Below are 24,827 nucleotides of genomic sequence, written 5' to 3' on the forward strand. Positions count from 1 at the left end.
TCTTCTCCCTGTTCGGCCGCGCCGCCCGGTTCACGGGGCAAGCAGCGGCCTGTCTCAGCCGCCCGGTGGACGGCCGCATGACTGACGCACCACCAGCCGGCACGGCAGTTTCCTGATGCCCGGCGCGGCCACCTGGCCGCCGACGAGCGAAAGCAGAGCGAGCCCGGCCTCGCGGCCAAGGGCTGAAAGGTTCATGTCGACCGAGGTCAGCGGCGGGCGCGTTGCCTCGGCCACGATCTCCCAATTGTCGAAGCCGATGACGCCGACATCGTCGGGCACGCCTATGCCGCGCTCGCGCAGCGCATCGATGACGCCGCGCGCGATCTGGTCGTTGCCGCAAAAGACGGCGTCTGGCGTCCCTGCCCCGCCCGCCTTGCCGTCGAACAGTTTTGCCACCGCCTCATGTCCCCATGCTTCCGACCAGGCGCCGAGCAGCGGCTCGGCAACCGGCAGGCCGTGCTCGGCAAGCACCTCGCGATAGGCCCGGGCACGCTCATGCACCACGGCGAAGCTCGCCGGACCGGTGACATGCGCAATGCGCCTGCGCCCCAGCCGGCAGAAATGCTCGACCGCCAGCCGCGCGCCGCCGGCATCGTCGGATTCGAAGCCGACGGCGTCGGGATCGGGCTGGGTGAAGGCATAGATCACCGGAATGCGCAGATTGGCGAGATCGACCGGGAGATGGCGGTCGATGCGCTTGCCGGTGGCGATGATGCCGTCGACGCGCTTGTCGAGCATGGCCTCGACATGCAACTGGGCGAGCCGCATGTCGTCCTCGACATTGCACAGGAACACCGAGACGCCGGCATCGACCAGCGCATCGGAAACGCCGGACATCAGCGGCAGCGAGAAGCGGCCATAGGTATCGTTGGTGAGCAGCCCGACGGTGAAGGAGCGCCGGCGCAACAGGCTCTGCGCCAGGCTGTTCGGCCGAAAACCCAGCCGCTGCGCCGTCTCGCGAATACGCTCGCGCGTCTCGGCCGTCATCCGCCCCTGCCCGTTCAGCGCCTTCGACGCGGTCGCGACGCTGACGCCGGCGGACGCGGCCACCTGACGCAAGGTGACCGGTGTCTTGGCGGGCGCTGGCGAGGCGTCGGAGGACATGGTGGGTGGCGAATTCCCTTAGTTGGGAAAAGGTTTTCTCTTATCGCCCTGCGAGGTGCTGATTGGTGAGGTCAGCGGATGCGGGGTGATTTGGGAAAAGGTTTTCTCAGAGGGAGATTAGGGGAAGGATTTGGGGATGGCAAGGGGGATAACTTGGGTATGGGCGTGTCCGAGACGACCGCTTCGCGCCTGATGGCGGCCGTAGAGGTCAGCTTCGCCACTGCCTGAAAGCAGCCATCGCTGGGGACCATAGTAGAGGTCACAGTTGCGCCCAAAGTTTGCCATTCGCTTGTGGCGGAAGGAACGGCCACTCGTTGATGCAGAGCGGTCTTCGACGCCGAAGGCGATGTGAGGTGATTTTGACCCTATTCAGACGCCCCGGAGATTAGTTCTTATCGTCGAGACAATACAAACAACGAGGCGTTCTCAGTTTGATCTTGGTGCTTCTGAAAGTGCATCTATCTAAATTGATCGAGTAGTTCCTTTGCTTCGACGAGGTCGCGCGTATCGAAACCTTCGGTAAACCAAGCATATACAGGAGTCAGCAGGTCGCGAGCCTCTCCGTCTCGGTCCCGAGCGTGGCACAGCCGCGCGAGGCTAAGAGCCGTCCGCAACTCCAGCGATTTCGTGCCTTGGTCACAGGCTAGGATCAGGGCCTTTCGGAACCAGCTTTCGGCGGTATCATCTTGGGGATTTTGCTGGAGCAGGAGTTCACCCTTGGTGCGGAACAGCTCAGGCACAAGATGTTTCGAACCGAACTCTGCGACGATATTCAACGCCCTATCCAATAGAGGCAGCCCTTCGCTTGCCCCACCACACTCGCCGCAGGCCCGCGCCAGAACACAGAGGTTGTGTTGCAAGCCAGCTTCCGCACCCATCGCTGTGATAGCTGCAAGTCCCTCGCGCATCTCCCGGATGCCATCCACCAAATGCCCCTCTTCAGCGAGCGCCCAGCCGAGTTGGAATCTGCCCTCGGACATCTCGCGCCGCAGGCCGAATTCCTTTGACAGCGCGATTGATTTCTCTAGATAGCGGCGCCCTTCGGCGGGTTCGCGCCGCAAGAGATGAAGGTCGGTGAAGATCGACTGCGCCATCGCCATCGTAAAGGGATGAGATACTCGTTCGGCCAAGGTTACGGCTTCTTGGCAACGGACAAGGGCTTGGTCAGGATAACCGCGAAGCCAAAGCATCAGCGCAGAAAAGTTCCTGCAGCAGACGCCTGGGTCGTGTCCGGTATAGATGTAAGTCAAGCGATGATCCCGATCGGGATCGTAGGTCGCGATACCATAATCTAAATGGTGTTCGGCGGCAGTATAGTCTCCGATGTAGTATTTGGTGGCCCATTGCCGATGATGTGCCTCGAGGAGTAGGGTCTGGTCGCCGGATGCCCGCGCGAGATCCAGGCACTGAACGCCGAGTTCGTCAGCGGCGGGCAAATTGCCGGAAATCATGTGGTACGAGGCTTCACCACAGAGCGCGACGAACAACTGGTCCGTATCACCCAGTTTCTCGGAAAGCGTACGGGCTTCGGAGAAGGCCTGCAGGACCTCCGTCGCTGCAAAGCCCCTGGTTGCCATCATGGTCACGCCCAATGCCGTCTGGAGATGAATCTCCTGTCGCAGGCGACTCTCTGCGTCCGGCAAGGACGCAACCAGTTCGAGTCCCTTGCCTAAGTTGGCAATCGCCTCAGGATGGGCCGATCGCTTCAGGGCTTGTTGGCCAGCCTTCAGCCAAAAGTCGACGGCTTGCTGAGGAAGGCCGCCGGCAGCGTAGTGGTACGCCAGCGTCTCAGGTTCGGCCTCGACGATCTCGCGGAACTGCGCCTCCAGCTCTGACGCGATGCTGGCGTGGATGTGTTGCCGCCGGCTTTTCAGCAGGCTCTGATAGGCAGTGTCCTGGACCAATGCATGCTTGAACGTGTAGGTCGCCTCGGGCGGGACGCCGCGCCGAAAAACGAGTTCGGACTTTTCAAGTTGCTGCAGGATGCCCTCGAGCCGGGCATTATCGTAGCCGGTCACAGCAGCCAGCAGACGATGCTGGAAGACACGGCCGATGCAGGCGCCGATCTGTGCCACCTCCTTGACCGGAGCGAGCCGGTCGAGGCGAGCCATCAACGAATCGTGCAGCGTCGACGGGATCGCAAGGAAGGGCAACGTCCGCGACAGGACATAGTGGTCGCCTTCATCGGTAAGGAGGCCGGACTCGAGAACAGTCTTCGTCAGTTCTTCGACGAATAGGGGCACGCCCTCGGTCTTGGCCAGAATTTGGTTTCTAACGTCCGTGGGCAGCATCTTGCCACCAGCCACCCGGTCGACGATCGCTGATCCCTGATCGTGATCAAGGCGGCTGAGCGATACCGCGGTGACGTACGATAGCGGCGTCCACCGTGGCTTGAACTCAGGGCGGAAGGTTATGATGAGAAGAACCGGCACGCTTTGTAGGCCGTCGATCAGCATGTCGAGCCATTCGCTGGTCGTCGGGTCGATCCAATGGGCATCCTCGATAATCATCAGAACCGGCTGTCGCGCCGCGAATCCTTCGAGTAGTTGGAGCAGGGTTGTCAGCGTACGTGATTTACGCGCCTGCGGCGTCAGCTTCAGGGGCGCATAGCGGCCAAGGGTGTCGATCGACAGCAACTCCGCCAACAATGGTACCGTTTCGGCAATGTCGGGGACAGCCTGTCCCAACAGAGTCTGGAGCTTGTCGAGCTTCGTCTCCGAACTGTCGCTGCGCACCAGTCCCGCAGCACGCTCGAGCTGCTTGATCACCGGGTAGAGCGCGGTGTTCAGGTGGTAGGGCGAACAGAAATAGCGCAACCGGGCGTGCGGCTCGGCGCTCAATCGCTCTTCCAGCGCGGCTATCAGTCGCGATTTGCCGATGCCCGGTTCACCAGACAGCAATACCGCCTGGCCGTTTCCTGCCCGAGCCTGCTGCCAGCGTTGAAGCAGAAGCTCGAGTTCCTCGGATCGCCCCACCAGAGGCGTCGCAACTCCATGCAGCGCATCAAAGCGCCCCTCCGTGTCGGCCTCGCCGATAATGCGCCAGGCGCGGATGGGAGTTGCGAAGCCCTTGAGCTGGCGGCGGCCTAGATCGATCATGTCGAACAACCCGACGACCAGCCTGTGCGTGCCGCCGGCAATCACGACGGTGTTCGGCTCGGCCAGGGCCTGCATGCGTGCCGCAAGGTTGGGCGTTTCACCGACGACGGCTTCTTCCTGCGCTGACCCTTCGCCAACCAGGTCGCCGACCACGACAAGGCCGGTGGCGATGCCAATGCGGGCTGCAAGAGGTTCGCCCGATGGCGTCGTCAGGTTAGCGGTCGCCGCTGCTGCCGCCAGGCTTGCGCGCACTGCCCGTTCAGCATCGTCTTCATGCGCCCTGGGCCAGCCGAAATAGGCGAGCACGCCATCGCCCATGAGCTTGGCAACATAACCCTCGTAGTGTGCAATCTCGGCCGACACCGCACTCTGGTAGGCACGGATGACGTCGCGCATTTCCTCCGGATCGAGCCGCTGTGACAGCTCGGTCGACCCCACGAGGTCGATGAACACCACGGTCAGGTGCCGCCGCTCGGCCTCGCGTACAGGCGCCGCTGATACCGGAGCGGACACGGAACTCGCAGGCGACATGGTGTCGTCGTCCAATGCGGAAATCGCCGCCAGAACCTTGCGACGCGGGCCGACGGGTAGGCCCAGCTCCCTCAGGTCATCTTCCGTGAGATGCCGAAGTGCATCGAAATCAACTTCGTTCGCGGTGAACGCCTCAATGTACTTGTCGAGCCCAAGGCGGGCCAGCCAAGAGGCGATCTCCGGCATGATGCTAACCTCGCTGGCCGGAAATCTATCACGACCGTCGCGCGCCGGACAGCAACACTCTACAATTCATATCTTCGCTTTCGGAGCAAACACACACCCAAGGTGGCCTGGGCGAATGTCGGCTCGCACCGCTTTTCCGGACCTTCAAGATCGCGAGACTGAACGGCAGCCTTGGGTCAGATCAGGACGCTGCTCGCGCAGAACTGAATGTCAGCTTTTATAGATCTCGCTGCTGGGAGCTGGCGGTCCGCTTCCGGCCAAAACCGGCCGCCCTGGCGCAAAGCGGTCGTTGACGTCGCGCGCTGCGTAAGTCGGCGTTGGGTCAAAAGCGGCGGTAGCGGACAAACGAGCCCAGACCACCCACCAATGCTTCCCCTCACCCCACGCGCTTCTCGTGCCCACTTGGAGGTGACGCTAAGCACCAGGTCGACTGAGGTCGACGCTTGAGCCTGACATCGGCCAAAAAAACCAAAGCGCCGCGCTATCTTTCACAGAGCGTGTCGCAAAACGCCCGCGCCATCCGTCCTCTGACCAAAGGAGAGCGCCATGCGAAAACTCATCGTCACCGAGTTCATCAGCGTCGATGGCATTGCCGAGGTCGAGAAGCTGCCTGGCGTGACCTGGAACGACGAGATGCAAAGGTTCAAGGAGGATGAGCTTGCCGACAGCGGCGCCATGCTTTTGGGGCGCACGACCTATGAGATCTTTGCCGGCTCTTGGCCGAGCGAAACCGGAGATTTTGCCGAGCGGTTCAACGCGTTGCCGAAATATGTCGCTTCCACCAGCCTGAAGGCGCTCGACTGGAAACCGGCCGAACTGCTCGAGGGCCAGCTGCCGGAAGCAGTCAGCACGCTGAAGCAGGGCAGCGGCGGCAACATCTATGTGCATGGCAGCCTCAGCGTCGCGCAGGAATTGCTGCGCCATGGCCTGGTCGACCGCGTCAGGCTGCTCCTCTATCCCGGCGCCGTCGGCCAGGGCAAGCCGCTGTTCCCGCCCGGCGAGAAAGTGCCGCTCGCGCTGATCTCGGCCACGCCATTCAGCAACGGCGTGGTGGCGCTCGAATATGCGCCGGTGACGGCGAAGCCGTGACGCGCGCTGCAACAGCAGCCGTGCCCGAGGCCGGCTGGTGTTTCAACCCGTCCGGATTTCTGTTTGAATGCGGCATTGCGGCGTGGAGTAGCGTTCCCATTTCAAACGATCCATTTGGCCCTTTGCGGCTTCGTTTTCTGGCCCGGTGCGCCGATCAGCTCGCTGAGCTGAAGGTGATGGCGGATGAACGGCTATCAGGGCGAAGTGCCGACGATCCTCTGGTCAGGATCGCTCACTCGCTGGCGGGTGCGGGCGGGACGTTCGGCTTTCCGGATATCAGCGCGCGGGCGTCCGCGCTGGAGACGCTGCTGATCGCGCAAGCGGATGCCACTGAGACAGGTCTGGCGCTCGACGCGCTGATCGCCGAGATCGAGCGGGCCGTAGATTAGAAATTGGCGACGCCCTGCCCTGTTCACTTCTTCGGGCCGGTCAGGCCGGTCCTGGTCATCTCGCCCCAGCTCTGGTCGGCGCGCAGATACTGCCACCAGCCCTTCACGCGCCAGAAATTGTTGAGCTGGCGATAGCCGAAATTCTCGAACACGGCCACGGCCGTCAGCACGGCGAGGTCCCGCGCGCGCGGAAAACGCCGAAGCTCGGCCTCTTCGAGGACCAGCGAACACACGCTCACGCAAACGCCATAGGTGAACACCAGCGACGTGAACGCCAGCAGATATTCGGTCGAAAGGATGCCGAGCAGCCAGAAGGCCGGGATCAGCACATAGCCCAGCACCTCCGATATCGGCCCGAGCACGTCGACGACCAGTATGTGGCCAAAGCCGAGGAAGCCGACACGCCCATAGCGGGGGTTGAAGAGCATGGAGCGGTAGCGGAAGAAGCATTCGAGCGCGCCGCGCTGCCAGCGCGTGCGCTGCCTTGCCAGAACGCGCAGCGTTTCCGGCGCTTCGGTCCAGCACACCGGCTCCGGAATGAACTGGATGCTGTATTTGCGTTTGGTATCCATCATGTGGCGGTGCAGCTTGATCACGAGGTCCAGGTCCTCACCCATCGAACCACTGGTGAAGCCGCCAACCGCCACCACTTCCGCGCGCCGGAACAGGCCGAAGGCGCCAGACACCAGCATCAGCGTGTTGATGCGGCTCCAGGCAAGCCGCGCCATGAGGAAGGCGCGCAAATATTCGACCACCTGCAGCAGCGGCAGCAGCCGGTGCGGCAGCCGGACCTCGCGCACCCTGCCGCCTTCGATCCTCGAGCCGTTGGCGATGCGGATCGTGCCGCCCACGGCGATGGTGCGCTCGGGATCGTCGATAAAGGGCTGGGCGGCGCGCATCAGCGCATCGGGTTCGAGGATGGAATCGCCGTCGATCACGCAGAACAGCGGCGCGCGGCAGACATTGATGCCGGCATTCTGGGCATCGGCCTTGCCGCCATTTTCCTTGTCGACCACGAACAGCCGTTCGGTCATCGGCGAGGAATAGAGGCCGCGGATCGGCTTGTGTGTGAGCGCCTCCTCATAGGGCCGGTGGAACTTCACCAGCTTGAAGCCTTCGATAAGGCGCTGCAGCGTCTGGTCCTTGGAGCCGTCGTTGATGACGATCACCTCGAAATTCGGATATTCGAGCGCCAGCATCGAATGCACGCTCTCGACCACGTTCACTTCCTCATTGTAGGCGGGCACCAGCAGCGCGATCGGCGGCGCGACGTCGCCATAGCGATGCCACAGCAGCGCCGAACGCGCGACCGGCGGGCGCTTGGACAGCGCATAGCCGGCGATGATGAGCTGCAGCAGGTAAACCGCCGTCTGCGCCAGTCCCGTCACGATGATGAACCAGGACAGGATGGAGGCAACCAGGACGATCTCTTGGCTCCAGTCGAACATCAGGCGGCCGGCCCCTCGGCAAGGATCAGGGAGGCCGTGCGCTGGCTGCGCGAGACCTCGCTGGCGGCAATCACGCGCAGCACCTCTTCTCCCTGTTGGCCGAACGAGCGCAGCGCGTTGGCAGCGGCATAGCGCACGATCCATGCCTCGTCGTCCAACAGTTGCGCGAGCGGCGCGGCGAGTTCGGACAGGCCGAGGCGGCCGGCGGCGTCGGCGGCGTCGGCACGCACGTCCCAGCCATTGTTTTCCATCGCCTTGACCAGAATGGCCGGTGCGTTGGCATGTCCGGTCAGGCCGAGCGCCCGCAATGCGGCGGCGGCAACCTCCGGCGACCCATCGCCGGCCGTGCGGGCAAAGAACTCGCCGAACTGGAAGCCGCCGGCGCGGGCAAGTGCGTCGATCGCGGCCGCCCTTATGAAAGGCACCGCGTCCTGACGCCCGGCATAATCCCTGAGCTCGTCGAACCGCTTTGGCGGAAAGCGCCTGAAAAGCTCGATCAGGCGCCGCGAGCGCTGCCCCGCCACGCCGATCTTGCGCAGCGTTATGACGAGCGGCGGCAAGGCGCCGACATCGCAGAGCGCGATGGCCACCGCGATCCTGACCTCGCGCGAGCGGTCGCGGTCGAGCGCCGAAAGCAGGCTCGCCACCGCGTTCTCCGAACGCAGCGCCGCCAGCATCTCGGCCGCGTGGATGCGTTCGGCGCCGTTGCCTTTTTCCAGCTGGGTGCCAACAAGCGCCGGCAGCCCGCATTCGTTGAAGGCTGCAAGGAGTTCGTCATGTTCCTCGCCGCGCAACAGGGAAATGAACTCGAAGCCGGCATCGGTCGCCACCCTCGCCGGCACCGCGAGCAGCGCCGCCTTCAATGCTTCGCGATCCCGGTTTTCGGTGAAGGCGATCAGCGCCGTCAGAAGAGAGCGCCGCTGATCGGCGTCCGCCGTCCCCCGGCGCTCGTGCAGCACCCGGCGCACGATCAGCAGAAGCATGATCGCCAGGGAAAGGACACTGAGCAGGATGGACAGGTGCCAGATGTACAACATGATCAGAACCGCGTGGTAAGGCCGAGCCCGAATATGGTTCGGTCGAATGTCGGGCGTTGCTCATGGGCGAGGCTGGCGCGCAGCGTCAGCGGGTCGGTGACGTCCCAGGAGATGCCGCCAAAGACGGTGCGCGTCGGGACCAGCGTGCCATCGGAGATTTCGGGGGCATCCGCGTAGCCACCGAACACATTGACGCCCGGCGTGAGCGCAAGATCGGCCCGCAGCACATAGCCGTCGGCGCGCGTGCCGATATCGTCGGCCGCGTGCACCCATCGGGCCGAAAGTCCCAGCCGGCCATCCAGGACATAGGCCTGCACCCAGGGCGAGATCGTGGTGATCTCGGCGTTGGCGAAATCGTCGTAGCGGGTGTCGATGTTGAGCGAGAACGGGCCGAAGGCCTTGGCCGGCGCCATGATCTGCCACGAAGCGCCGGCACCGATCGAATAGCGCGCCAAAAAGTCGGCATCCGGCGTCGCCGCCGCCAGCGCATAGGCGGAAACCGTGGGCGAGAAAGCCTGGTCGATGCGGCCTTCGATCTGAACGTCGGTGCGACCGTAGCGGGTCGCCACCCGGGTGCGGCCCGAAATCGTCGTCCGTGGGGTGAGCCGATAGGCAAGGCCGGCCGAACTGTCGGTCCAGTCGCCAAGCCCGTCGGTGAGATCGCTCACTTCGCTGCCGAGATCGAACCGCCATTTGCGCGGCGGCGGCGCGGCCAGCCTCTGCTCGATGTCGCGCGAGCCGGGTTCGAGGGCAAGCGCCTGCCGGTAGGCGTCGCGCGCGGCGCCGTCGTCGCCACGGGCGCGGCGCACATCGCCGATCCCCACCAGAGCCTCGGCATTGCGCGGATCGATCGCCAGCACCCTCTGAAACGACTGCTCGGCCCGCGCGTAATTCTGCTCGAGCAGGGAAATCCGTGCGTCGAGGCCGAGCGCCTCGACATTTTCCGGCGCGGTGCCGAGCACGTCGTCGATCATCGCGAGGGCGCCCGGCACGTCGCCCTGCCAGATCGCCAGGCGGACCTTACCCAAACGGGCGTCGAGAAGGCCCGGCTCTATGGCCAGCGCCTGGTCGAAGAAATGCCCGGCCTCGTCGAATTTCTGCTGGGAACCCGCGACGAGGCCAAGGGCGACGAGAATGTCGGTGTTTTTTGGCGCCAGCCGGAGCGCGCGGCGATAAGCCTTCTCCGCCTCAGGCAACTCTCCCGACGCCCGCAATCTCCGGCCCTCCTCCATCAGGCCGGCAACGGGATCCGGCCGCGGAAGGCGTGGCTTCCCCGCGGTCGCGGCTGCAGGCTTCGCCTTGCTGCTGGCCTGCTGGGCCTTGCGGATGTTGGCGACAAGCGCGGCCGCGTCGGTATTGCCGGGTGCGGCACGCGAGACCTTTTCGGCCAGCGGCAGCGCGGCGTCGAGATTGCCGGAGCGGAATTCGATCTGGGCCATGCCGAAGCTGGCGTCCAGATAGGCCGGCGCCAGTGAAAGCGCCTTGGAAAAGGCCTCGCGCGCCGCCGGCAGATCGTTGCGGCCGAGCTCGGCGAAGCCGAGTTGCACCAGGGCGTCGGCATTGTCGGGCTTGAGCGCCAGCGCACGCCGAAGCAGGTCCGCCGCCTCGTCGAAATTCTGGGCTTGCCTGGCCTTGACGCCGGAAGCGTACAGTTCGTCGACCGTCTGGGCCAGCGCCGCGGCAGGCGCAGCGGCAACCGCCAGGAATACGCATGCGGCAATGGTGGCGCGCCGGCCGCGCCGCATCAGCGTCTCCCGCTCTTCCGCGCGAGCAGACGCGCAAGCCGGGCCAGCAGTTCCTCGGGAATGAAAGGCTTAACAAGGTAGTCGTCCGCTCCCTTCTCAAGGGCCGAGACGATGTCTTTTTCGCCCTTGCGGGCGGTCAGCATGACGACCGGGGTTTCGGACAAAGCCGGATCGCCCTTGATGCGGGCAAGCACTTCCAGGCCGTCGGCCTTGGGCATCATCGCGTCGAGCACGATGATGTCCGGCGCGTCATGCTCCGCCTTAGAGAGCGCTTCGGCCCCGTCTACCGCCTTGATGACCTCGTATCCCTTCGCCCTGAGCCTGAATTCCATCAGTTCGAGCAACAAGGGATCATCATCGCAAATCAGAACTCTTGCCTTCGCTCCGTTCACCAGCCTTGCTCCGGTTCGCGCCTCGTATGCCGCTAGCCCCCCGGAGTGATTGATCCCATGAACCGACATCCGCCAACGCGGTTCACGCAGACAGACACATTCCTCTCGAATCTCTCGCCGACGACCGCCGATGCCGCGCGATCATAGACAACCTGATTCGAGACGGCTGCGCCTCAGCACAATCAGTAGATGAATAAGGCCGCATGGTATAGGAGCGTGAACGGCATCGCACAGGCTGCGGACAAGCCAGCCCGTCATCTCCGGCTAAGCGCAAGCAAATTCTTGACTTCACCGGCAAGCGCAAGCGGGTCGAACGGCTTGGCGATCACCCCTACCGCCCCCATTGCCAGATAGCGTTCGACCTCATGCGTCTGGGTGCGCGCGGTGATGAACACCACGGGTATCGACGCCGTCGGCCCGGATTCGGCCAGCCGTTTCAGCGTCTCCGGCCCGTCCATGTCCGGCATCATCACATCGAGCAGAATGAGGTCGGGTTGCCATTCAGCGGCATCGGCCAGCGCCTGCATGCCCGAGGAACAGGACCGCACCTCGAAATCCGGCTCGAGCTCCAGCGACATCTGCGCAATTTCGCGGATATCGTCCTCGTCATCCACATACAGGATCCTTGCGGGCATCAGCATCACTCGTTGGCGTGCGCGGCAGACCGGGTGCCCCTGCGGGACGAGACCAACATGCTTCTGACCAGCTTGGCGACATCGATCTCCGACGCCCTGGTCTTGGTCATCATCGCCTGCACCCGGTCGCCGAGTTTCTCGTCCAGCTCCGCCGCCGAGAACACGATGACCCCGGTCTCGAGCGGCAGATCGATGAGCAGATCCAGCCCCGATCCGTCGGGAAGCGCGATGTCCAGAATGACCAGGTCGAAGCGATGCTTCGCGACCGCCCGGCGTGCCTCCTGCAGCGTTTTCGCCGAGGTGAACGAGACGCTCGGACCCAGCCCCGCGGACATCACGGCAAGCACACCCTCGTCGTCCTCGACATGGAGGATCCTCGGCCTCCGGTCGACCTTGCCGTCAACGATCTTGGCAAGAGCGGCGTGAAGCCGCCTCGAATCCACCGGCTTCTCCAGCCAGTCGACGATGCCGACGGCGGTGCCGTTCAGCGAGCGCTTGGCCTCATCGGCGACGGCGGAGATGACGATGACCGAAATATCGGAATTCACCGGTGACGCCCTGATGTCGTGGAAGAGCTTGATGCCGGATTCCCCCGCCAGCCTGATGTCGAGCGTCAGCGCCACGTAATCGCGGGAGCGCAGCAGCGCCTTGGCGGTGTCGATGCCAGGGGCGACGTCGCTGGAAAAGCCTTCCGCATCAAGAAGTGCCGCGATCACCGCCGCGACGTCGGCCTCGTCCTCGCAGATGAGAACACGCAGGCGGCCATCGCGCGGCCGCGACCGGCGCTCGACCAAAACCGGCTTCTCGGCCTGCCTGTGCGCTTCGGCAAGGTCGACGTGAAACGAGGTTCCCTTGCCTTCCTCGGTTTCGAAGGAAACGGCGCTGCCCAGCTTTTCCGCAATGGCCTTGACGATGCTCAAGCCCAGGCCGGTGCCGCCTATCCTGCGGGTGCTGGACGCGTCCGCCTGCTCGAACTTGCCGAATATGCGGCTGCGGAAGGCCTCGGGGATGCCGGCGCCCTGATCGATCACCGAGATGCGCAGCATGTCGCGATCGCGACGCTCGAGTTTCACCGTCACGGTTCCGTCGGCGTCAGAGAACTTGATCGCATTCGACAGCAGGTTCGCCATCACCTGATGCAGGCGGTCCGGATCGATGTTGGCTTCGGCGCGCGGGGCATCGTCGACCAGGACGATGCGTATCCGGCTATCGGCCATGTAGTTGGAACTGGCGGCAATGGCCTGCTCCAGGACGGGGCGGACAGGCATCTGCTTGATCTTGAAGGGGATCACGCCCGATTCGATCTTCTCCATGTCGAGGATGTCGTTGATGAGGAGAACCAGCCTTTCGCTGTTTTTGTGGGCGATGTTGACGAGGTTGGCGGCCTTGGGCGGCAGTTCGCCGGCCACGCCGGCCGCGATCAGGCCCAGCGAGCCGCGGATGGAGGTCAACGGGGTGCGCAATTCGTGGCTGACCGTGGAAATGAAGTCGTTCTTGAGCTGGGCGGTGCGCTTTTGCTCGGTGATGTCGCGATTGTAGGTGATGACACCGGTGATCTTGCCGGACTCGTCGCGGAACGGGGCCTTGAGCGTGTAGAGCCAGCCCTGCCTGCCATCCGGCAAAAGCGCCGGCTGATCGATCCGCAGCGTCTGCCCGGCCTCCAGCGCGCCCATCTCATCCTGCCGGAAGCGCTCTGCCACCTCCTTCGGATAGAAATCGAAATCCGTCTTGCCGATGAGCTGCTCCACCGAAGCGGCGCGAATCATTTCGGCGGTGGCGGGATTGGCGGCGATGAAGCGGCCATCCACATCCTTTATGTTCAGGCAGTCCGGCAGCTCGCGAACCATGGCCCGGTAGATCATGTTGGACATCAGGAGATCGCGCCGCCGCTGCTGGCGGTCGAGCAGCACGCCGATGATAATTGTGCTGAGAAAACGGAACACGAGGGACGGGAACGTGCTCTGTTGCACCAGGCCGGTAATTTGCGCGGGGATCACCAGGAGCGTGATCAGCCCGGCAAGGGCGACCGATACGCCGAGACCGAATATGTCGTACATGGTGCGCGACCGGGCCGCAATGATGTGGTGCCACGCAATGCCAACGACGGCGGTGATGAGGATGCCCATGACCCCGACGCTCGCTCCCTGTCCGCCGAGATGGATGCGATAGGCAATGGAGCCGACCGTCGCGATGAGCATTGCCGGCCATCCGCCGAAGAACGCGGCCGCAGCAATGAAGGCGGCACGCAGATCGACGACGAAGCCGGAGACGGACAGGGCCGTCGCCATAGAAATGATCGCGCCCACGCACATGACCACGCCGAGAAGCAGCGACTGCATCCGCCGCGAGAGACGCCCAGTGAAATCCGCCACAAGGTCCCAGGCGACCACGAGGATGGAGACCAGGGCAAGATTGGCGAGGAGTGAGTGCCAGATCTCGATCATGACGTTCCGGCTCCTTTTTTCCGATAGATACCGGCAAAACCTATCCGAGGTCTAAAAGAGCCGGCGCTCTGCGGCAACGGCGCACGTCGAAACCACGCAGAAACGGTGCCGCCCGGCCTGGCTTCGTGACGGCCGAACCGCCAGTCGCAATGCTCTGCGATGCGTGGATCGCCTTTTAGCGATCTCGCGGGTGCCGGCGGCATGTCAGTGGATGAAGTGGCCCGGTGCGGCGTCGAACGACGCTGATCCAAACACAGCGAATCGCTGGTGAATGACTTTTCCTGGGTGCAGTTCCGCAAACTGCCCATGACTTGGGCAGTTTGCCAATCACCGTGGCATTTATACAACCACTAATTTAATCACCCCCTGCTAAGACACGCTGGGCTTATTCATTGGGGGTACGGGCGATGTTCACGCGCTTTTCTGCGAAATCCTTTTGTGCGCCGTTTCGACGGTGGCTTTGATATCTGCCGCGCATCATGAGATCAGCAGCGACTTCATCCCGGGCCTGTCCCTGAACGGCATTGGCGGCGAAGGCGTCTACGGCGAAGTGACCGTCGGCTACGACTATATGGTTTCGCAGCGCTTCCTGCTGGGCGGGCTGATCGACGCCCATTTCGGCAATATCGAGACCTCGCTTGATGCATTCGGGCTCAGCGCCTCGATCCAGGAAACCTACGGCTTCGATGCAGGCCTGCGCGCCGGCTATCTCTTCACGCCGAACACGCTGGGCTATGTGCTGGGCGGCTATTCCTGGCAGAAGTACAAGCTGGACACCAACGCGGGCTTTGACCTCGATTGGGACCAGGGCGGCTACTTCGTCGGCGCCGGCGTCGAGACCGCCGTCGCCGGCAACTGGACGATCAAGGGCGAGTATCGCTACACGCGCTTCGCCACCAATGACGATCTGCTGTCCGAGTTCGGCGCACCGGATGGCTTTCTCAACCTCGACACTTCGCGGCATACGTTCCAGGTAGCCGCCAACTATCGCTTTGGCGCCCAGAACGGCGGCGGCGACGCCGCCTTCGAGGCTCCCGCCTACAACTGGACCGGCTTTTATGTCGGTGGCGGGCTCGGCGCGGGTGCGTCCGTGCATCAGCTCGACGTTCCGCCGGCCGGTGTGACGTTGAACGGGATCGGCGGCGAAGGCGTGTTCGGCGAGGCGAGCATCGGCTACGACCAGGATTTCGGCAGCTGGGTGGCAGGCGTCATGGTCGACGCACGCTATTCCGGGATGACGTCGAAGGTGGAAGTCCCCGGGGGGCAGATCAACCTCGACACCGACTACGGCTTCGACGTGCTCGGCCGCCTCGGCATGAAGGTCAACGAATCAACCCTCGCCTATGCGCTCGCCGGCTACACCTGGCAGCATTTCGACCTGAATGCCTCGGCGCCCATCGGCGACATCCTCGACTGGGGCTCCAGCGGCTTCTCGGTGGGTGGCGGTGTGGAAACGGCCGTATCGAGCAACATGACGGTCGGTCTCGAATATCGCTACTCGCAATTCGAAGAGCATGATTTCTCGTCGGATCTGGGCGCACCGGACGGCTCCCTCACCTCCACGCCGTCCTTCCACACCGTGCGGATCGACGCCAAGTACAAGTTCAACTAAGCCCTCCAGGCAAAACAGCTAAGCCCGCCGGCAATGCTGGCGGGCTTTTTCTTTGCCGCGTGGAAATGCTGCCGCGGGCAGGTTACCTCCGCGGAAACAAATACCCCACGCCGCGGATCGTCTTGATCAGTTCCGGCTTGGCCGGGTCCTTCTCGGTCCGGCGACGCAGCCGGGTTATGCGGCTGTCGATGCTGCGGTCGAACGGCTCGTCGCCCCTCGGCGGTGCAAGGTCGAGCAGTTCGTCGCGACCGATGACCTGGCCGGGCCGCGTGGCGAAAGCCGCAACCAGGTCGAGCTCCATCGGCGTCAGCGACATGGCCCTGCCCTCGGCGTCGCTCAGCGTCCGCGCGTTTGCATCGAAGATATAGGCGCCGAAGGCGAAATGCCCGGCCGGCAAGGAATCGGCGCTATCAGCCGCCTTCGGCCTGCGCCTGCGCAGCACCGCGGCGATGCGTGCCTCCAGCTCGGTCGGCGCGAAGGGTTTTACGAGATAATCGTCGGCGCCGACCTCGAGGCCCGCCACCTTGTCGAAGACCGAATCGGCGCTGGTCAGCATGACGATGCCCGCATCGTGATGCTCGCGCAGCCAGCGGGCGAGGCTGAAGCCGTTCTCGCCGGGCATGTTGAGGTCGAGAACGACAAGGTCGGCCTTCGCCGCCGTGATCGCCTCGCGCAGTTCGGCGCCGCCGGATGCAGTACGGACACTGTGGCCTTTAGCCTGCAGATAGTCGGCGATCATGAACGCCACGTCGGTCTCGTCGTCCACGACAATGATGTCGGCCATGCGTTCCCCCGATGCCGCGAGCCACCACCGGAAACGTACAGAGCATTCGCCCGGGGTCAACCGCACCCTGCCTTGGCGGCAATTCCCGGCTGATCGACACAACTGAAACAAGGACCGTCGAGAAAGCCGGCGCACGGCATCGTCGTGAAACCTGGCCGCGCCAGCTTATCGGACAGCACAATGAAAGAGGGAGCAATGCCTTGGCACCGCTTGAGATGGCCGACTTGACAGGTCGGGAGCCGTTCAGTCCACTGGCCACGCGGGAGCAGCAGCATCGCGACCGGCGCATCCATCAGTGGAGATCCCGCCTTGCCGACCTCCTCGAATCCGCCCCTGTCCCGGCACTTCGCGTTCGCCATGGCCGCCCTGCCTCTGGTTTTGCTTGTCGCCGGCCTCGGCCTGCATCAGTTCCACAGCCGGCAAGCCTCGCTTGTTCCCTACGCGATCATCCTGGCCGGCCTGCTGGCCTTCCTGTTCGCAACGCACCGGATACTCCTGCGCGAATTTTCACGCCCGGACGCCGGCGATGAGCGCTTCGCCGGCGATGGCTCTGAGCAGGCAGGCAGAGCTTCGGGCGTCGCCGAGGACGCCGAGCAAAGACGGACCCGCGAGGCATTGGAGGCCAGCGAACAGCGCTACCGCAGCGTCGTCGAAACGCAGACCGAATTCGTCATGCGCATGCTGCCCAACGGCCATCTGACCTTCGTCAACGAAGCGTATTGCCGCTACTGCGAGATGCCGCGTGAAAAACTGCTCGATCCGGCCTGGTGCGACCTCGACCAGTTGACGCAGGCCGAGCGCACGCGGTTTCTCGCCCATGTGGCGCGTCTCACCCCGGACAACCCGGTCGCAACCATCGAATTGAAGGTGGAACGGCCAATGCGAGGCTCGACCTGGGCAGCCTGGACCGATCGCGGCATTTTCGACGAAAACGGCAAGCTCACCGAAATCCAGTCCGTCGGGCGGGACGTCACCGAGGAGAAACGCGCCCTAGAGGCGCTGGAGGCCAGCGAGCAACGCTACCGCAGCGTGGTCGAACTGCAGACCGAGTTCGTCGTCCGCATGTCGCCGGACGGCTACCTGACCTTCGTCAACGATGCCTATTGCCGGGCATGCCGGATGACACGGGAACAGCTTCTCAGCCCATCCTGGTGCGAACTCGACGTGCTTCCCCCGGACGAACGGCGCCGGTTCGTCGAGCATCTCGGCCGCCTCACCCCGCAGGCGCCGGATGCCAGCATAGAACTTCTCAACGCAATGCCCGATGGCGTGAGCCGATGGCTGGCCTGGAACGATCACGGCATCTTCGATGGCGAAGGCCGCCTGATCGAGGTGCAGTCCGTCGGCCGCGACATCTCCGACCGCGTCTTCGCCGAACAGGCGCGACTTGAAGCAGAGAAATTGTCGAGAGAAGGGGATGCGCAGTTCCGCGCCATCGCCGAGGGCGTGCCGTTGCCGATCACCATCTCGGCAATCGACGGGCCCGAGATCCTGTTCGTCAACGAGCCGGCGCGCAAGATACTTGGCGTCGAGATCGGCCAGGTCGGCGCGGAGGCGATATCGACCTGGGAAAGCCGCGCCCGGCGCGACGATCTTATGCGGCTTCTGCTGCGCGACGGCCTCGTCGACGCATTCGAGGCCGGCATGACCACCATGCAAGGGACGAGGATCGACACGCTGGTTTCGGCGCGTCTGATCACGCGCGGCGGCCGGCCGGCCATGCTTGCCGCCGTCACAGACATCACGCGTCAGCGCGAAGCCGAAGCCGAAATCGCCCGCCAGCGCGAGACGCTCTATCAGTCCGAGAAGCTCTCCGCGCTTGGTTCGCTGCTGGCGGGCGTAGCGCATGAGCTCAACAATCCGCTGTCGGTCGTCATCGGCTACAGCTCGATGCTGAAGGAGTTTTCGACCGACAGCGCGACAGTGGGCCGCGCCGACAAGATCCACGCGGCGGCCGAACGATGCTCGCGGATCGTGCGCACGTTCCTGGCCATGGCGCGCAAGAAGCCGCCGACGAGAGGCGCCGTCGACATCAACGAGGTCGTCATCGCCTCGCTGGAACTCGCCGCCTACAGCCTGCGCTCGGCCGGGATCGAGGTCCGCACCGAACTGGAGGATGGGCTTGCCAATATCTGGGGCGACCGCGACCAGCTGCATCAGGTCATCACCAATCTGGCGGTGAACGCACAGCAGGCCTTGCTGCAGGTGCCGCATCCGCGGCGGCTGACGATCATAACCACCGGGCAAGACGGCATCGTCGAGATCGTGGTGGCCGACAACGGCCCGGGCATGGCGGAGACTGTGCGGGCGCGCGCCTTCGAGCCTTTCTACACGACCAAATCGGCCGGCGAAGGCACCGGCGTCGGCCTGTCCGTCTGCCATGGCATCGTAACCGCCCATGACGGCAGCATAGAGCTGGATTCGACCGAGGGCGGCGGGGCGCGCTTCACGATCCGGCTGCCGAGCGGCAAGGCCGAGACGGTTTCAGCGCCCGCGACGGCCGGCAAGGCGCCGCCCGCGCCATCGGCCGCGCGCATTCTGGTGGTCGACGACGATGCCGATATTGCCGCGATGATCGCCGAACTGCTCAGGCGCGATGGCCACGAGGTGACCATCGCCGACGACGCGCATGCCGCCCTGAGGGCCGTGCGCCACGAAAGGGTCGACCTCTTGATCAGCGACATACGCATGCCCGGCCTCGACGGGCCCGGCCTCTATCGCGCCTTGGAGGGGGTGCGCCCGGGGCTCGCCGGCCGCCTGCTGTTCGTGACCGGCGATACGCTGGCCCCCGAGATCGATCGCTTCATCGGCGAGACGGGCGCGCCCGTGGTCGAAAAGCCGCTCGATCCGCAAAGCTTTCGCAGGCTGGTGACGGAACGCCTCAGCGCAATGGAAGAGGCCAAGCCATGACCAGGCAGAAATTGCTCATCGTCGACGACGAAGCGCCCCTGCGCGAGATGCTGTGCGACTACCTGCCGGTGCATGGCTTCGACGTCCGCGCCGTCGCGGATGGAGCCGGCATGCGCGCCGAACTCGACCGCTTCAGCCCCGATCTGGTCATTCTTGACGTCAATCTCATCGGCGAAAGCGGCTACGATCTCGCTCGCGAAATCACCGGACGGAGCCGCATTGGGATCCTGATGCTGACCGCCGTCGGAGACCTGCCGCACCGGCTCGAAGGCCTCGCCGCCGGCGCCGACGACTATATGGCCAAACCCTTCGAACCGCGTGAACTTCTGGCGCGGGTCAGAAGCGTTATAAGGCGCTTGGGCGAGGAAGAGCAGGCGCCGGCAAACCGCATCCGCTTCGGCCGCTGCGTGCTCGACATGGATGGCCGCACGATGGTCGATCCGGACGGCGCCGACGTGGAGCTGACGCCGATGGAATTCGACCTGCTCTGCGTGTTCGCGCGCCACCCAAGGCAGATCCTGTCCCGCGACCAGCTTTGCAGGCTGGCGCACAACCGCGACCTCGAGCCGGGCGACCGCAGCATCGACATCCGCATCACGCGATTGCGCAAGAAGGTCGAGGCCGAACCCGAGGCGCCGGCCGTCCTGGTGACGGTGCGCGGCGAAGGCTATGTCTTCGAGCCCGCCCGCGATGAGGCGCGAAGCCGCTAGAGCTGCGACTTGCGACCTGGTGCAGACGTCTGTTGCAGTGCCTCACGCCGTCCCACCCGCTTGCGAACTTCCCTGCGCAGGCTGCGCGCGGTGTCGCGCACGACGGGAATGGTCCAGCGCGCGGTTGCGGTCGCGATCAACAGCCCGGCGACCGGATCGACGAAACGGGCAATCACCGTACCTTCCCAGACCATGGCTGTTGCCAGCGATGCGGCGATCAAGAGGTTCGACGAGAGCTTGTCGGAGAACAGGCATATCTGCGCGCGCGCCAGTGCGGATGCAGCAAGGGCGTTGCGGGCCTTCCAGCGCCGCAGGATCCAGAAATTGATCGCGGCGTAGACGAGATTGAGGTTCATGGCGAGGACCACGCCGGAGCCGTGCGGTTCGACGCCGCCGGCCGTAATGCGCTGGACCGCGATGCCGGCGACGACAGCCATGGAAAGGCACATGCCGGAGGCAGCAAGCGCATTGGCGAGTGTTTCCGCCAGGGCCGCCCGGCGCTTGCCGATGCCCGATTTCCTGCCGCCAGCCACGACCGCGACAACGACCAGCACCAGCATGTCCATCAGCGTCAGAGCGAGATCGGCGCGGATGGTCAGCGAGGTGGACGTGGCGGCCGCGTAGGCCGTCAGCAGCAGGCCGGGCGTGCCCGCCAGGACAGCCAGATGTGCCGTGCGGACAGCCGCCGCGTCGCCATCCGATCCGCCATTGGTTTTCTGCAAAGCTTGCATCGCCAGAATCTCCCCGTTCTGGCGCCACCGATGACGCAGCGATGTTGCTCGGATTTGCCGATTTGCCGTCGGAAGGTTTCGTTTGTGTCGTTGCGCGGCTCGCGCGCCTCCATTGTCATCGTTTGCGGATAACGGGCGGACGTTCGGTCCCGGGGCGATCGCAACAATCGAAACAAAACGGCCGAATTCGGCATTCGCCTGAAACAGCCGGCAGCGAGAAACCGCGCCATGGAGCGCACCCGGCGGGAAGGCTCCGCTGAAAACGACAAAGGAAATCACGATGAATCGCCTCAAGACTTACCTGGCCGCTGCCTCGGCAATGGCCTGCCTCGTCACCCCGGCCAGCGCCGCGGGCCCAGAAGGCTCGAATGGCAAATCGCTGAACGGCCTGAAGACCAACTCGCTGACCAGTAATTCGCTTACGAGCAATTCGCTGACCAGCAACGCGATTTTCACGCATGGCCTCGGAGTGCGTGCGCTGAACGGCGTGCAAGCCGACGGCATCGTTCTTGCGAAAAGCCTTGCTCCGGCCGGCGGCTCCGTCGTCGATCCCAACGATCGCAATCTGCCGGCTGTCCAGCACCGCGGCGGTTCCATTATCGACCCGAACGACCGCAATCTGCCGGCTGTCCAGAAGGGCAATGTCCAGCACTCGATCGCCGGCAAGAAAAGCAACGGCCTGCCGTCCAGCCAGCACGGCACTGGCGGCGGCGCTGGAGTCGGACGTGACCGGCCGACCCCTACGCCGCGGCGTTAGAGTCCAAGAGTCCTTTGACAATGGAACGGATGGCTTCGCGCCTTCCGTTCCTTCGTCAGTCGCCGAAAAACACCGCGCCTCACCAACGGCGCTCGCAAGACATGCCGGCAGGAGCCAACAATGTCACCCCACAGAACCCGCCTCGCCAATGTTGGCCGCTATTCAACCATCGCGGCCGTCTCGGCCATTTTCAGCATTGCCGTGGCGCCACCGGTCGCGGCGGGAACCGGACAGGCGATCCGCTCGATCTCCGTGATCGGCACGAGGTTCGAGGTGACGACCGGAGACGGCCACATAGTCCCTCAAGACGATCTCGTCGGCGCCATTCTGACGCTCGGTGACGGAAAGGACCGGATGCCGCTGCGCATCGATGCGGTCGAGACCGATCCGAGGAACCCGGATGGCGCGATCATGCTCTACACCATGTCGACCCGCGACGCGGCGACAGGCGGGTGGCGCAACATCTGCGAACCCGACATCGAAGGCCGGCGCATGGGTTTCCCGCTCGCCGGCACCTGGACGCAGGACGGCCGCCATGTGCCGTCCGACACGGCCTTCAGCATTACCTGCACCGGCGGCGCCCAGGCCAAATGCGCGCGATTCGGCTATCGGCCCTGGGAGAAATTGCTGGATGGAACGCCGCTCTGGGATCATCATCAGGCATGCACCCGCATGATCCGCGCCGATTATTGCGGCGACGGTATCGGCCATACGCGCAACGGCACGCCGATCGTCATCTACGACAGGAACGGCATACAGCAGGACGAGGCCGCGCCGGGTATGGCGTTCGAAGCCGCGTGGGGGGTGGACGGCGCGCTGTGCGTCAGCCGCACGAGGATCCCGGACGTGCTGACGATGGAAGGCCTGGCGGCGATCTGTCCGGGCGTGCGGCAAATGCCACAGGCAGCGGCGTGCGAGAGCCACGCCGGGGCGCTAGTCCTGAACCGTTCGATCGAGCCGTAATCCGCCGGCATCACGTTCGGGCAGCGCGCCTGTTGGGCTTCGGCTTGTCGTCGCGCGACCGCCCCTCCACCACCTTCTCGATCTCGCGCTTCAGCTCGTCCTTGATATCGACGGTTTCGTTCATCAGAGCGTCGATCTTCATGAAGTCGAGCACGCGGTATTTCGACACCGCCGGGCGGACCAGAATGTCGGGCGGGCACTGCTTCAGCTTGTTGGCGATGATCGACTGCATCATCAATTGCGTGGCGCCGAACATCAGGTCGACCGTGGTCGGATGCTTGCGCTCGATCTCGCTCGGCGCGCCGACGACGTCGATGGCGATGATGATGTCAGCAGCCTTTTCGATGAGATCGAATGGCACCGGATTGTAGATACCGCCGTCGATCAGCACCCTTCCGTCACGCGTCACCGGGCGGAACACGGCAGGGATGGCGGCCGAAGCTGCCAATGCCGAATGCAGGTCGCCATCGTCGAACACGGCGAGCTTGTGGCCGAAATAGTCGGTCGCCGTTACTTGCAGCGGGATCTTCAGCTCGGCAAAGGTTTCGGGGATGGCGTCGGGCAGGAAGGCTTTCAGGATGCGCTCGATGTTGAACTGGCTGACGCGGATGCCGCCCTGCATCGCCTCGGCGAGGGTGCCCGGGCGCGCCCGCCACATGCGCGTCGCCACCTCGGCGCGGCGGCTGAGGATCGAGCGGGCATAATCGTGGATATCCTTGCCGGCCATGCCCGAGGCCATGCCGGCGCCCATGATGGCTCCGATCGAGGAGCCGGCGATGGCGACCGGCTTGATGCCGAGCTCGTCCAGCGCCTCAATGGCATGGATATGCGCCAGCCCGCGCGCGCCGCCACCGCCAAAGGCAACACCGAAGGTGGGGGTCATCCCTTGCCTCCCAAAGCCGGCCCGACAATCATGATTGCCGGCTCGGCCGACAGCAGCTTCTTCGCCGCCGCCTTGACCTGATCGAGCGTCACCGCATCGATCAGCGCCGCGCGGCGCTGCATGTAGTCGATGCCGAGCTTGTCCAGCTGGAGTTCCACAAGTGTCGCGGCGATGGCGCTGGAGGAATCCAGATTGTTGATGGCATAGGCGCCGATCATGTATTTCTTGGTCGCCTCCAGTTCGGCCTCGGTCGGCCCCTCCTCTACCATCTTCTTCAACACGTCACGCACAATGCCGAGCGTCTCGGTGGCGCGGTCCGAACGCGTCGCCGTGGTGACGATCAGCGCGTTGGAATGCTGGTGGTCGACGAGGCTGGAATCGACGCCATAGGCCAGCCCCCGCTTTTCGCGCACCTCATCGTAGAGGCGCGAAGTGAAGGTGCCGCCGCCGAGGATCTCGTTCATCAGGACCGCGGCGAAGAAATCCGGCGCGTTGCGCTGCACGCCGGGAAAAGCGAGCTGCAGCGAGGTCTGCGGCAGGTCGTAATTCACCTCCACCTGCTGGCCGAGTTTCAGGGCGGTGTCGGCGACCGGGGCAAGCGTCTGTTTTTGCGGCAGGTCGCCGAAGACCTGGTCGAGCTTGCCTTTCAAAGTCGCGGCATCGATGTCGCCGACCACGGCGACATGCAGGCCGTCGCGGGCGAAACTGGCCTTGTAGAAAGCCCTGATATCGTCGGGCGTGATGGTGGCGATGCTCTGCGTGGTGCCCTCGTCCGGCCGGGCATAGGGATGCTCGCCATAGATCGCGCGCAGCCATTTGCGCTGGGCGATGGCGTTGGGGTCGCGCTCATTGGCGATGATGCCGGACAGGATCTGGGCGCGGATGCGGTCGATCGGCGCCTGGTCGAAGCGCGGCCTGTTGACCGCGAGCGTCAAAAGGTCGAAGGCGGCGTCCTTCTGTTCGGAAAGCATGCGCATCGAGCCATAGGTGCCGTCGCGCTGCGCATCGAAACCCATTTCGGCGCCTGCATCGTCGAGCTTCACCTGGAAGGCCTCGCTGTCAAAGTCGCCGGCGCCCTCGTCGAACAGGCCGGTCATCAGATTGGCGAGCCCTTCCTTGCCGGCCGGATCCTGTGTGGACCCGCCGTCGAAGACGAAGCGGATAGTGACGATCGGCACCGAATGGTCCTCGACCAGCCAGGCCGTGATGCCCTTGGGCGATTTGACTTCCTGGATGTCCATCGCCCGCGCGGCCAGAGCCGGCAAGATGAGGAAAAGGACGGAGAGGAGCAGAGTGGAGAGGGCGTTCAGCGCTCTTCCTTCTGCCCTTGTGGGAGAAGGAAAGGCGCGCATCCACGTGGTGCTCATGCTCGTCATCAA

20 protein-coding genes are annotated in these 24,827 nt (G+C 64.2%); 7 read left to right on the plus strand and 13 right to left on the minus strand.

Translation table 11 applies throughout. The annotated features are described in order from the left end of the window. Window positions 1–54 precede the first annotated feature (54 nt). On the minus strand, window positions 55–1,104 hold the full coding sequence (locus tag AC04SI_RS20715) for a LacI family DNA-binding transcriptional regulator (protein WP_488474800.1): 1,050 nt from the start codon (window positions 1,102–1,104) through the stop codon (window positions 55–57). A gap of 458 nt (window positions 1,105–1,562) precedes the next feature. Further along, window positions 1,563–4,919, minus strand: a complete 3,357-nt coding sequence (locus AC04SI_RS20720; protein WP_404275894.1) for an adenylate/guanylate cyclase domain-containing protein — start codon at window positions 4,917–4,919, stop codon at window positions 1,563–1,565. A gap of 546 nt (window positions 4,920–5,465) precedes the next feature. Here AC04SI_RS20720 and AC04SI_RS20725 point away from each other — a divergent pair. Further along, a complete protein-coding gene (locus AC04SI_RS20725; protein WP_404275896.1) occupies window positions 5,466–6,008 on the plus strand; it encodes a dihydrofolate reductase family protein in 543 nt (180 codons plus the stop codon). Further along, window positions 6,005–6,397 carry an Hpt domain-containing protein gene (locus AC04SI_RS20730; RefSeq protein ID WP_404275897.1) on the plus strand — a complete coding sequence of 131 codons (393 nt, stop codon included), beginning with the start codon at window positions 6,005–6,007 and terminating at the stop codon, window positions 6,395–6,397. The genes AC04SI_RS20725 and AC04SI_RS20730 overlap by 4 nt, the downstream gene beginning before the upstream one ends. 23 nt (window positions 6,398–6,420) lie before the next feature. Here AC04SI_RS20730 and AC04SI_RS20735 read toward each other — a convergent pair whose 3' ends face one another. The 6 genes from AC04SI_RS20735 to AC04SI_RS20760 form a co-directional block, all read right to left on the minus strand. Beyond that, window positions 6,421–7,845: a glycosyltransferase family 2 protein gene (locus AC04SI_RS20735; RefSeq protein ID WP_404275899.1), complete on the minus strand. Its 1,425-nt coding sequence runs from the start codon at window positions 7,843–7,845 to the stop codon at window positions 6,421–6,423. Beyond that, window positions 7,845–8,882: a HEAT repeat domain-containing protein gene (locus tag AC04SI_RS20740; RefSeq protein ID WP_404275900.1), complete on the minus strand. Its 1,038-nt coding sequence runs from the start codon at window positions 8,880–8,882 to the stop codon at window positions 7,845–7,847. The genes AC04SI_RS20735 and AC04SI_RS20740 overlap by 1 nt, the downstream gene beginning before the upstream one ends. Window positions 8,883–8,884: 2 nt before the next feature. Continuing rightward, on the minus strand, window positions 8,885–10,627 hold the full coding sequence (locus tag AC04SI_RS20745) for a YaiO family outer membrane beta-barrel protein (protein WP_404275902.1): 1,743 nt from the start codon (window positions 10,625–10,627) through the stop codon (window positions 8,885–8,887). Then, the gene (locus AC04SI_RS20750) at window positions 10,627–11,019 is read right to left on the minus strand and encodes a response regulator transcription factor (RefSeq protein WP_404275904.1); all 393 of its coding nucleotides are present in this window, start codon (window positions 11,017–11,019) and stop codon (window positions 10,627–10,629) included. The genes AC04SI_RS20745 and AC04SI_RS20750 overlap by 1 nt, the downstream gene beginning before the upstream one ends. A 254-nt stretch (window positions 11,020–11,273) precedes the next feature. Beyond that, window positions 11,274–11,654 carry a response regulator gene (locus AC04SI_RS20755; RefSeq protein ID WP_404275906.1) on the minus strand — a complete coding sequence of 127 codons (381 nt, stop codon included), beginning with the start codon at window positions 11,652–11,654 and terminating at the stop codon, window positions 11,274–11,276. Window positions 11,655–11,659: 5 nt separating this feature from the next. After that, window positions 11,660–14,098 carry a hybrid sensor histidine kinase/response regulator gene (locus tag AC04SI_RS20760; RefSeq protein WP_404275908.1) on the minus strand — a complete coding sequence of 813 codons (2,439 nt, stop codon included), beginning with the start codon at window positions 14,096–14,098 and terminating at the stop codon, window positions 11,660–11,662. Between the two features lie 454 nt (window positions 14,099–14,552). Here AC04SI_RS20760 and AC04SI_RS20765 point away from each other — a divergent pair, with 454 nt between their 5' ends. Then, window positions 14,553–15,710 (plus strand): outer membrane protein, encoded by a 1,158-nt coding sequence (locus tag AC04SI_RS20765; protein WP_488474801.1) that lies wholly within the window; start codon window positions 14,553–14,555, stop codon window positions 15,708–15,710. An 82-nt stretch (window positions 15,711–15,792) separates the two neighbouring features. Here the strand turns inward: AC04SI_RS20765 and AC04SI_RS20770 are convergent, their stop codons facing one another. Further along, the gene (locus AC04SI_RS20770) at window positions 15,793–16,494 is read right to left on the minus strand and encodes a response regulator transcription factor (RefSeq protein WP_404275910.1); all 702 of its coding nucleotides are present in this window, start codon (window positions 16,492–16,494) and stop codon (window positions 15,793–15,795) included. A gap of 56 nt (window positions 16,495–16,550) precedes the next feature. Then, window positions 16,551–16,853 carry a hypothetical protein gene (locus AC04SI_RS20775; protein WP_404275911.1) on the minus strand — a complete coding sequence of 101 codons (303 nt, stop codon included), beginning with the start codon at window positions 16,851–16,853 and terminating at the stop codon, window positions 16,551–16,553. Between AC04SI_RS20775 and AC04SI_RS20780 the strand changes: the two genes are divergently transcribed. Then, on the plus strand, window positions 16,852–19,404 hold the full coding sequence (locus AC04SI_RS20780; RefSeq protein WP_404275912.1) for a hybrid sensor histidine kinase/response regulator: 2,553 nt from the start codon (window positions 16,852–16,854) through the stop codon (window positions 19,402–19,404). The two genes, AC04SI_RS20775 and AC04SI_RS20780, sit on opposite strands and share 2 nt — an antisense overlap. Next, window positions 19,401–20,114, plus strand: coding sequence for a response regulator (locus tag AC04SI_RS20785; protein ID WP_404275914.1), 714 nt, complete (start codon window positions 19,401–19,403; stop codon window positions 20,112–20,114). Before AC04SI_RS20780 ends, AC04SI_RS20785 begins: the two co-directional genes overlap by 4 nt. On the opposite strand, the gene AC04SI_RS20790 is transcribed toward AC04SI_RS20785, so the two are convergent. Further along, a complete protein-coding gene (locus tag AC04SI_RS20790) occupies window positions 20,111–21,124 on the minus strand; it encodes a hypothetical protein (protein ID WP_404275916.1) in 1,014 nt (337 codons plus the stop codon). The genes AC04SI_RS20785 and AC04SI_RS20790 overlap by 4 nt on opposite strands. Before the next feature lies 1 nt (window position 21,125). On the opposite strand from AC04SI_RS20790, the gene AC04SI_RS20795 reads away from it, so the two are divergent. Further along, window positions 21,126–21,602: a hypothetical protein gene (locus AC04SI_RS20795; RefSeq protein WP_404275918.1), complete on the plus strand. Its 477-nt coding sequence runs from the start codon at window positions 21,126–21,128 to the stop codon at window positions 21,600–21,602. Window positions 21,603–21,722: 120 nt separating this feature from the next. After that, the gene (locus AC04SI_RS20800) at window positions 21,723–22,565 is read left to right on the plus strand and encodes an ADYC domain-containing protein (protein WP_404275919.1); all 843 of its coding nucleotides are present in this window, start codon (window positions 21,723–21,725) and stop codon (window positions 22,563–22,565) included. A 10-nt stretch (window positions 22,566–22,575) separates the two neighbouring features. Here the strand turns inward: AC04SI_RS20800 and AC04SI_RS20805 are convergent, their stop codons facing one another. Further along, window positions 22,576–23,448 carry a patatin-like phospholipase family protein gene (locus AC04SI_RS20805; protein ID WP_488474802.1) on the minus strand — a complete coding sequence of 291 codons (873 nt, stop codon included), beginning with the start codon at window positions 23,446–23,448 and terminating at the stop codon, window positions 22,576–22,578. After that, a complete protein-coding gene (locus AC04SI_RS20810) occupies window positions 23,445–24,824 on the minus strand; it encodes a M16 family metallopeptidase (RefSeq protein ID WP_488474803.1) in 1,380 nt (459 codons plus the stop codon). The genes AC04SI_RS20805 and AC04SI_RS20810 overlap by 4 nt, the downstream gene beginning before the upstream one ends. Window positions 24,825–24,827: the final 3 nt, after the last annotated feature.

The organism is Mesorhizobium sp. CNPSo 4689, assembly GCF_057784325.1.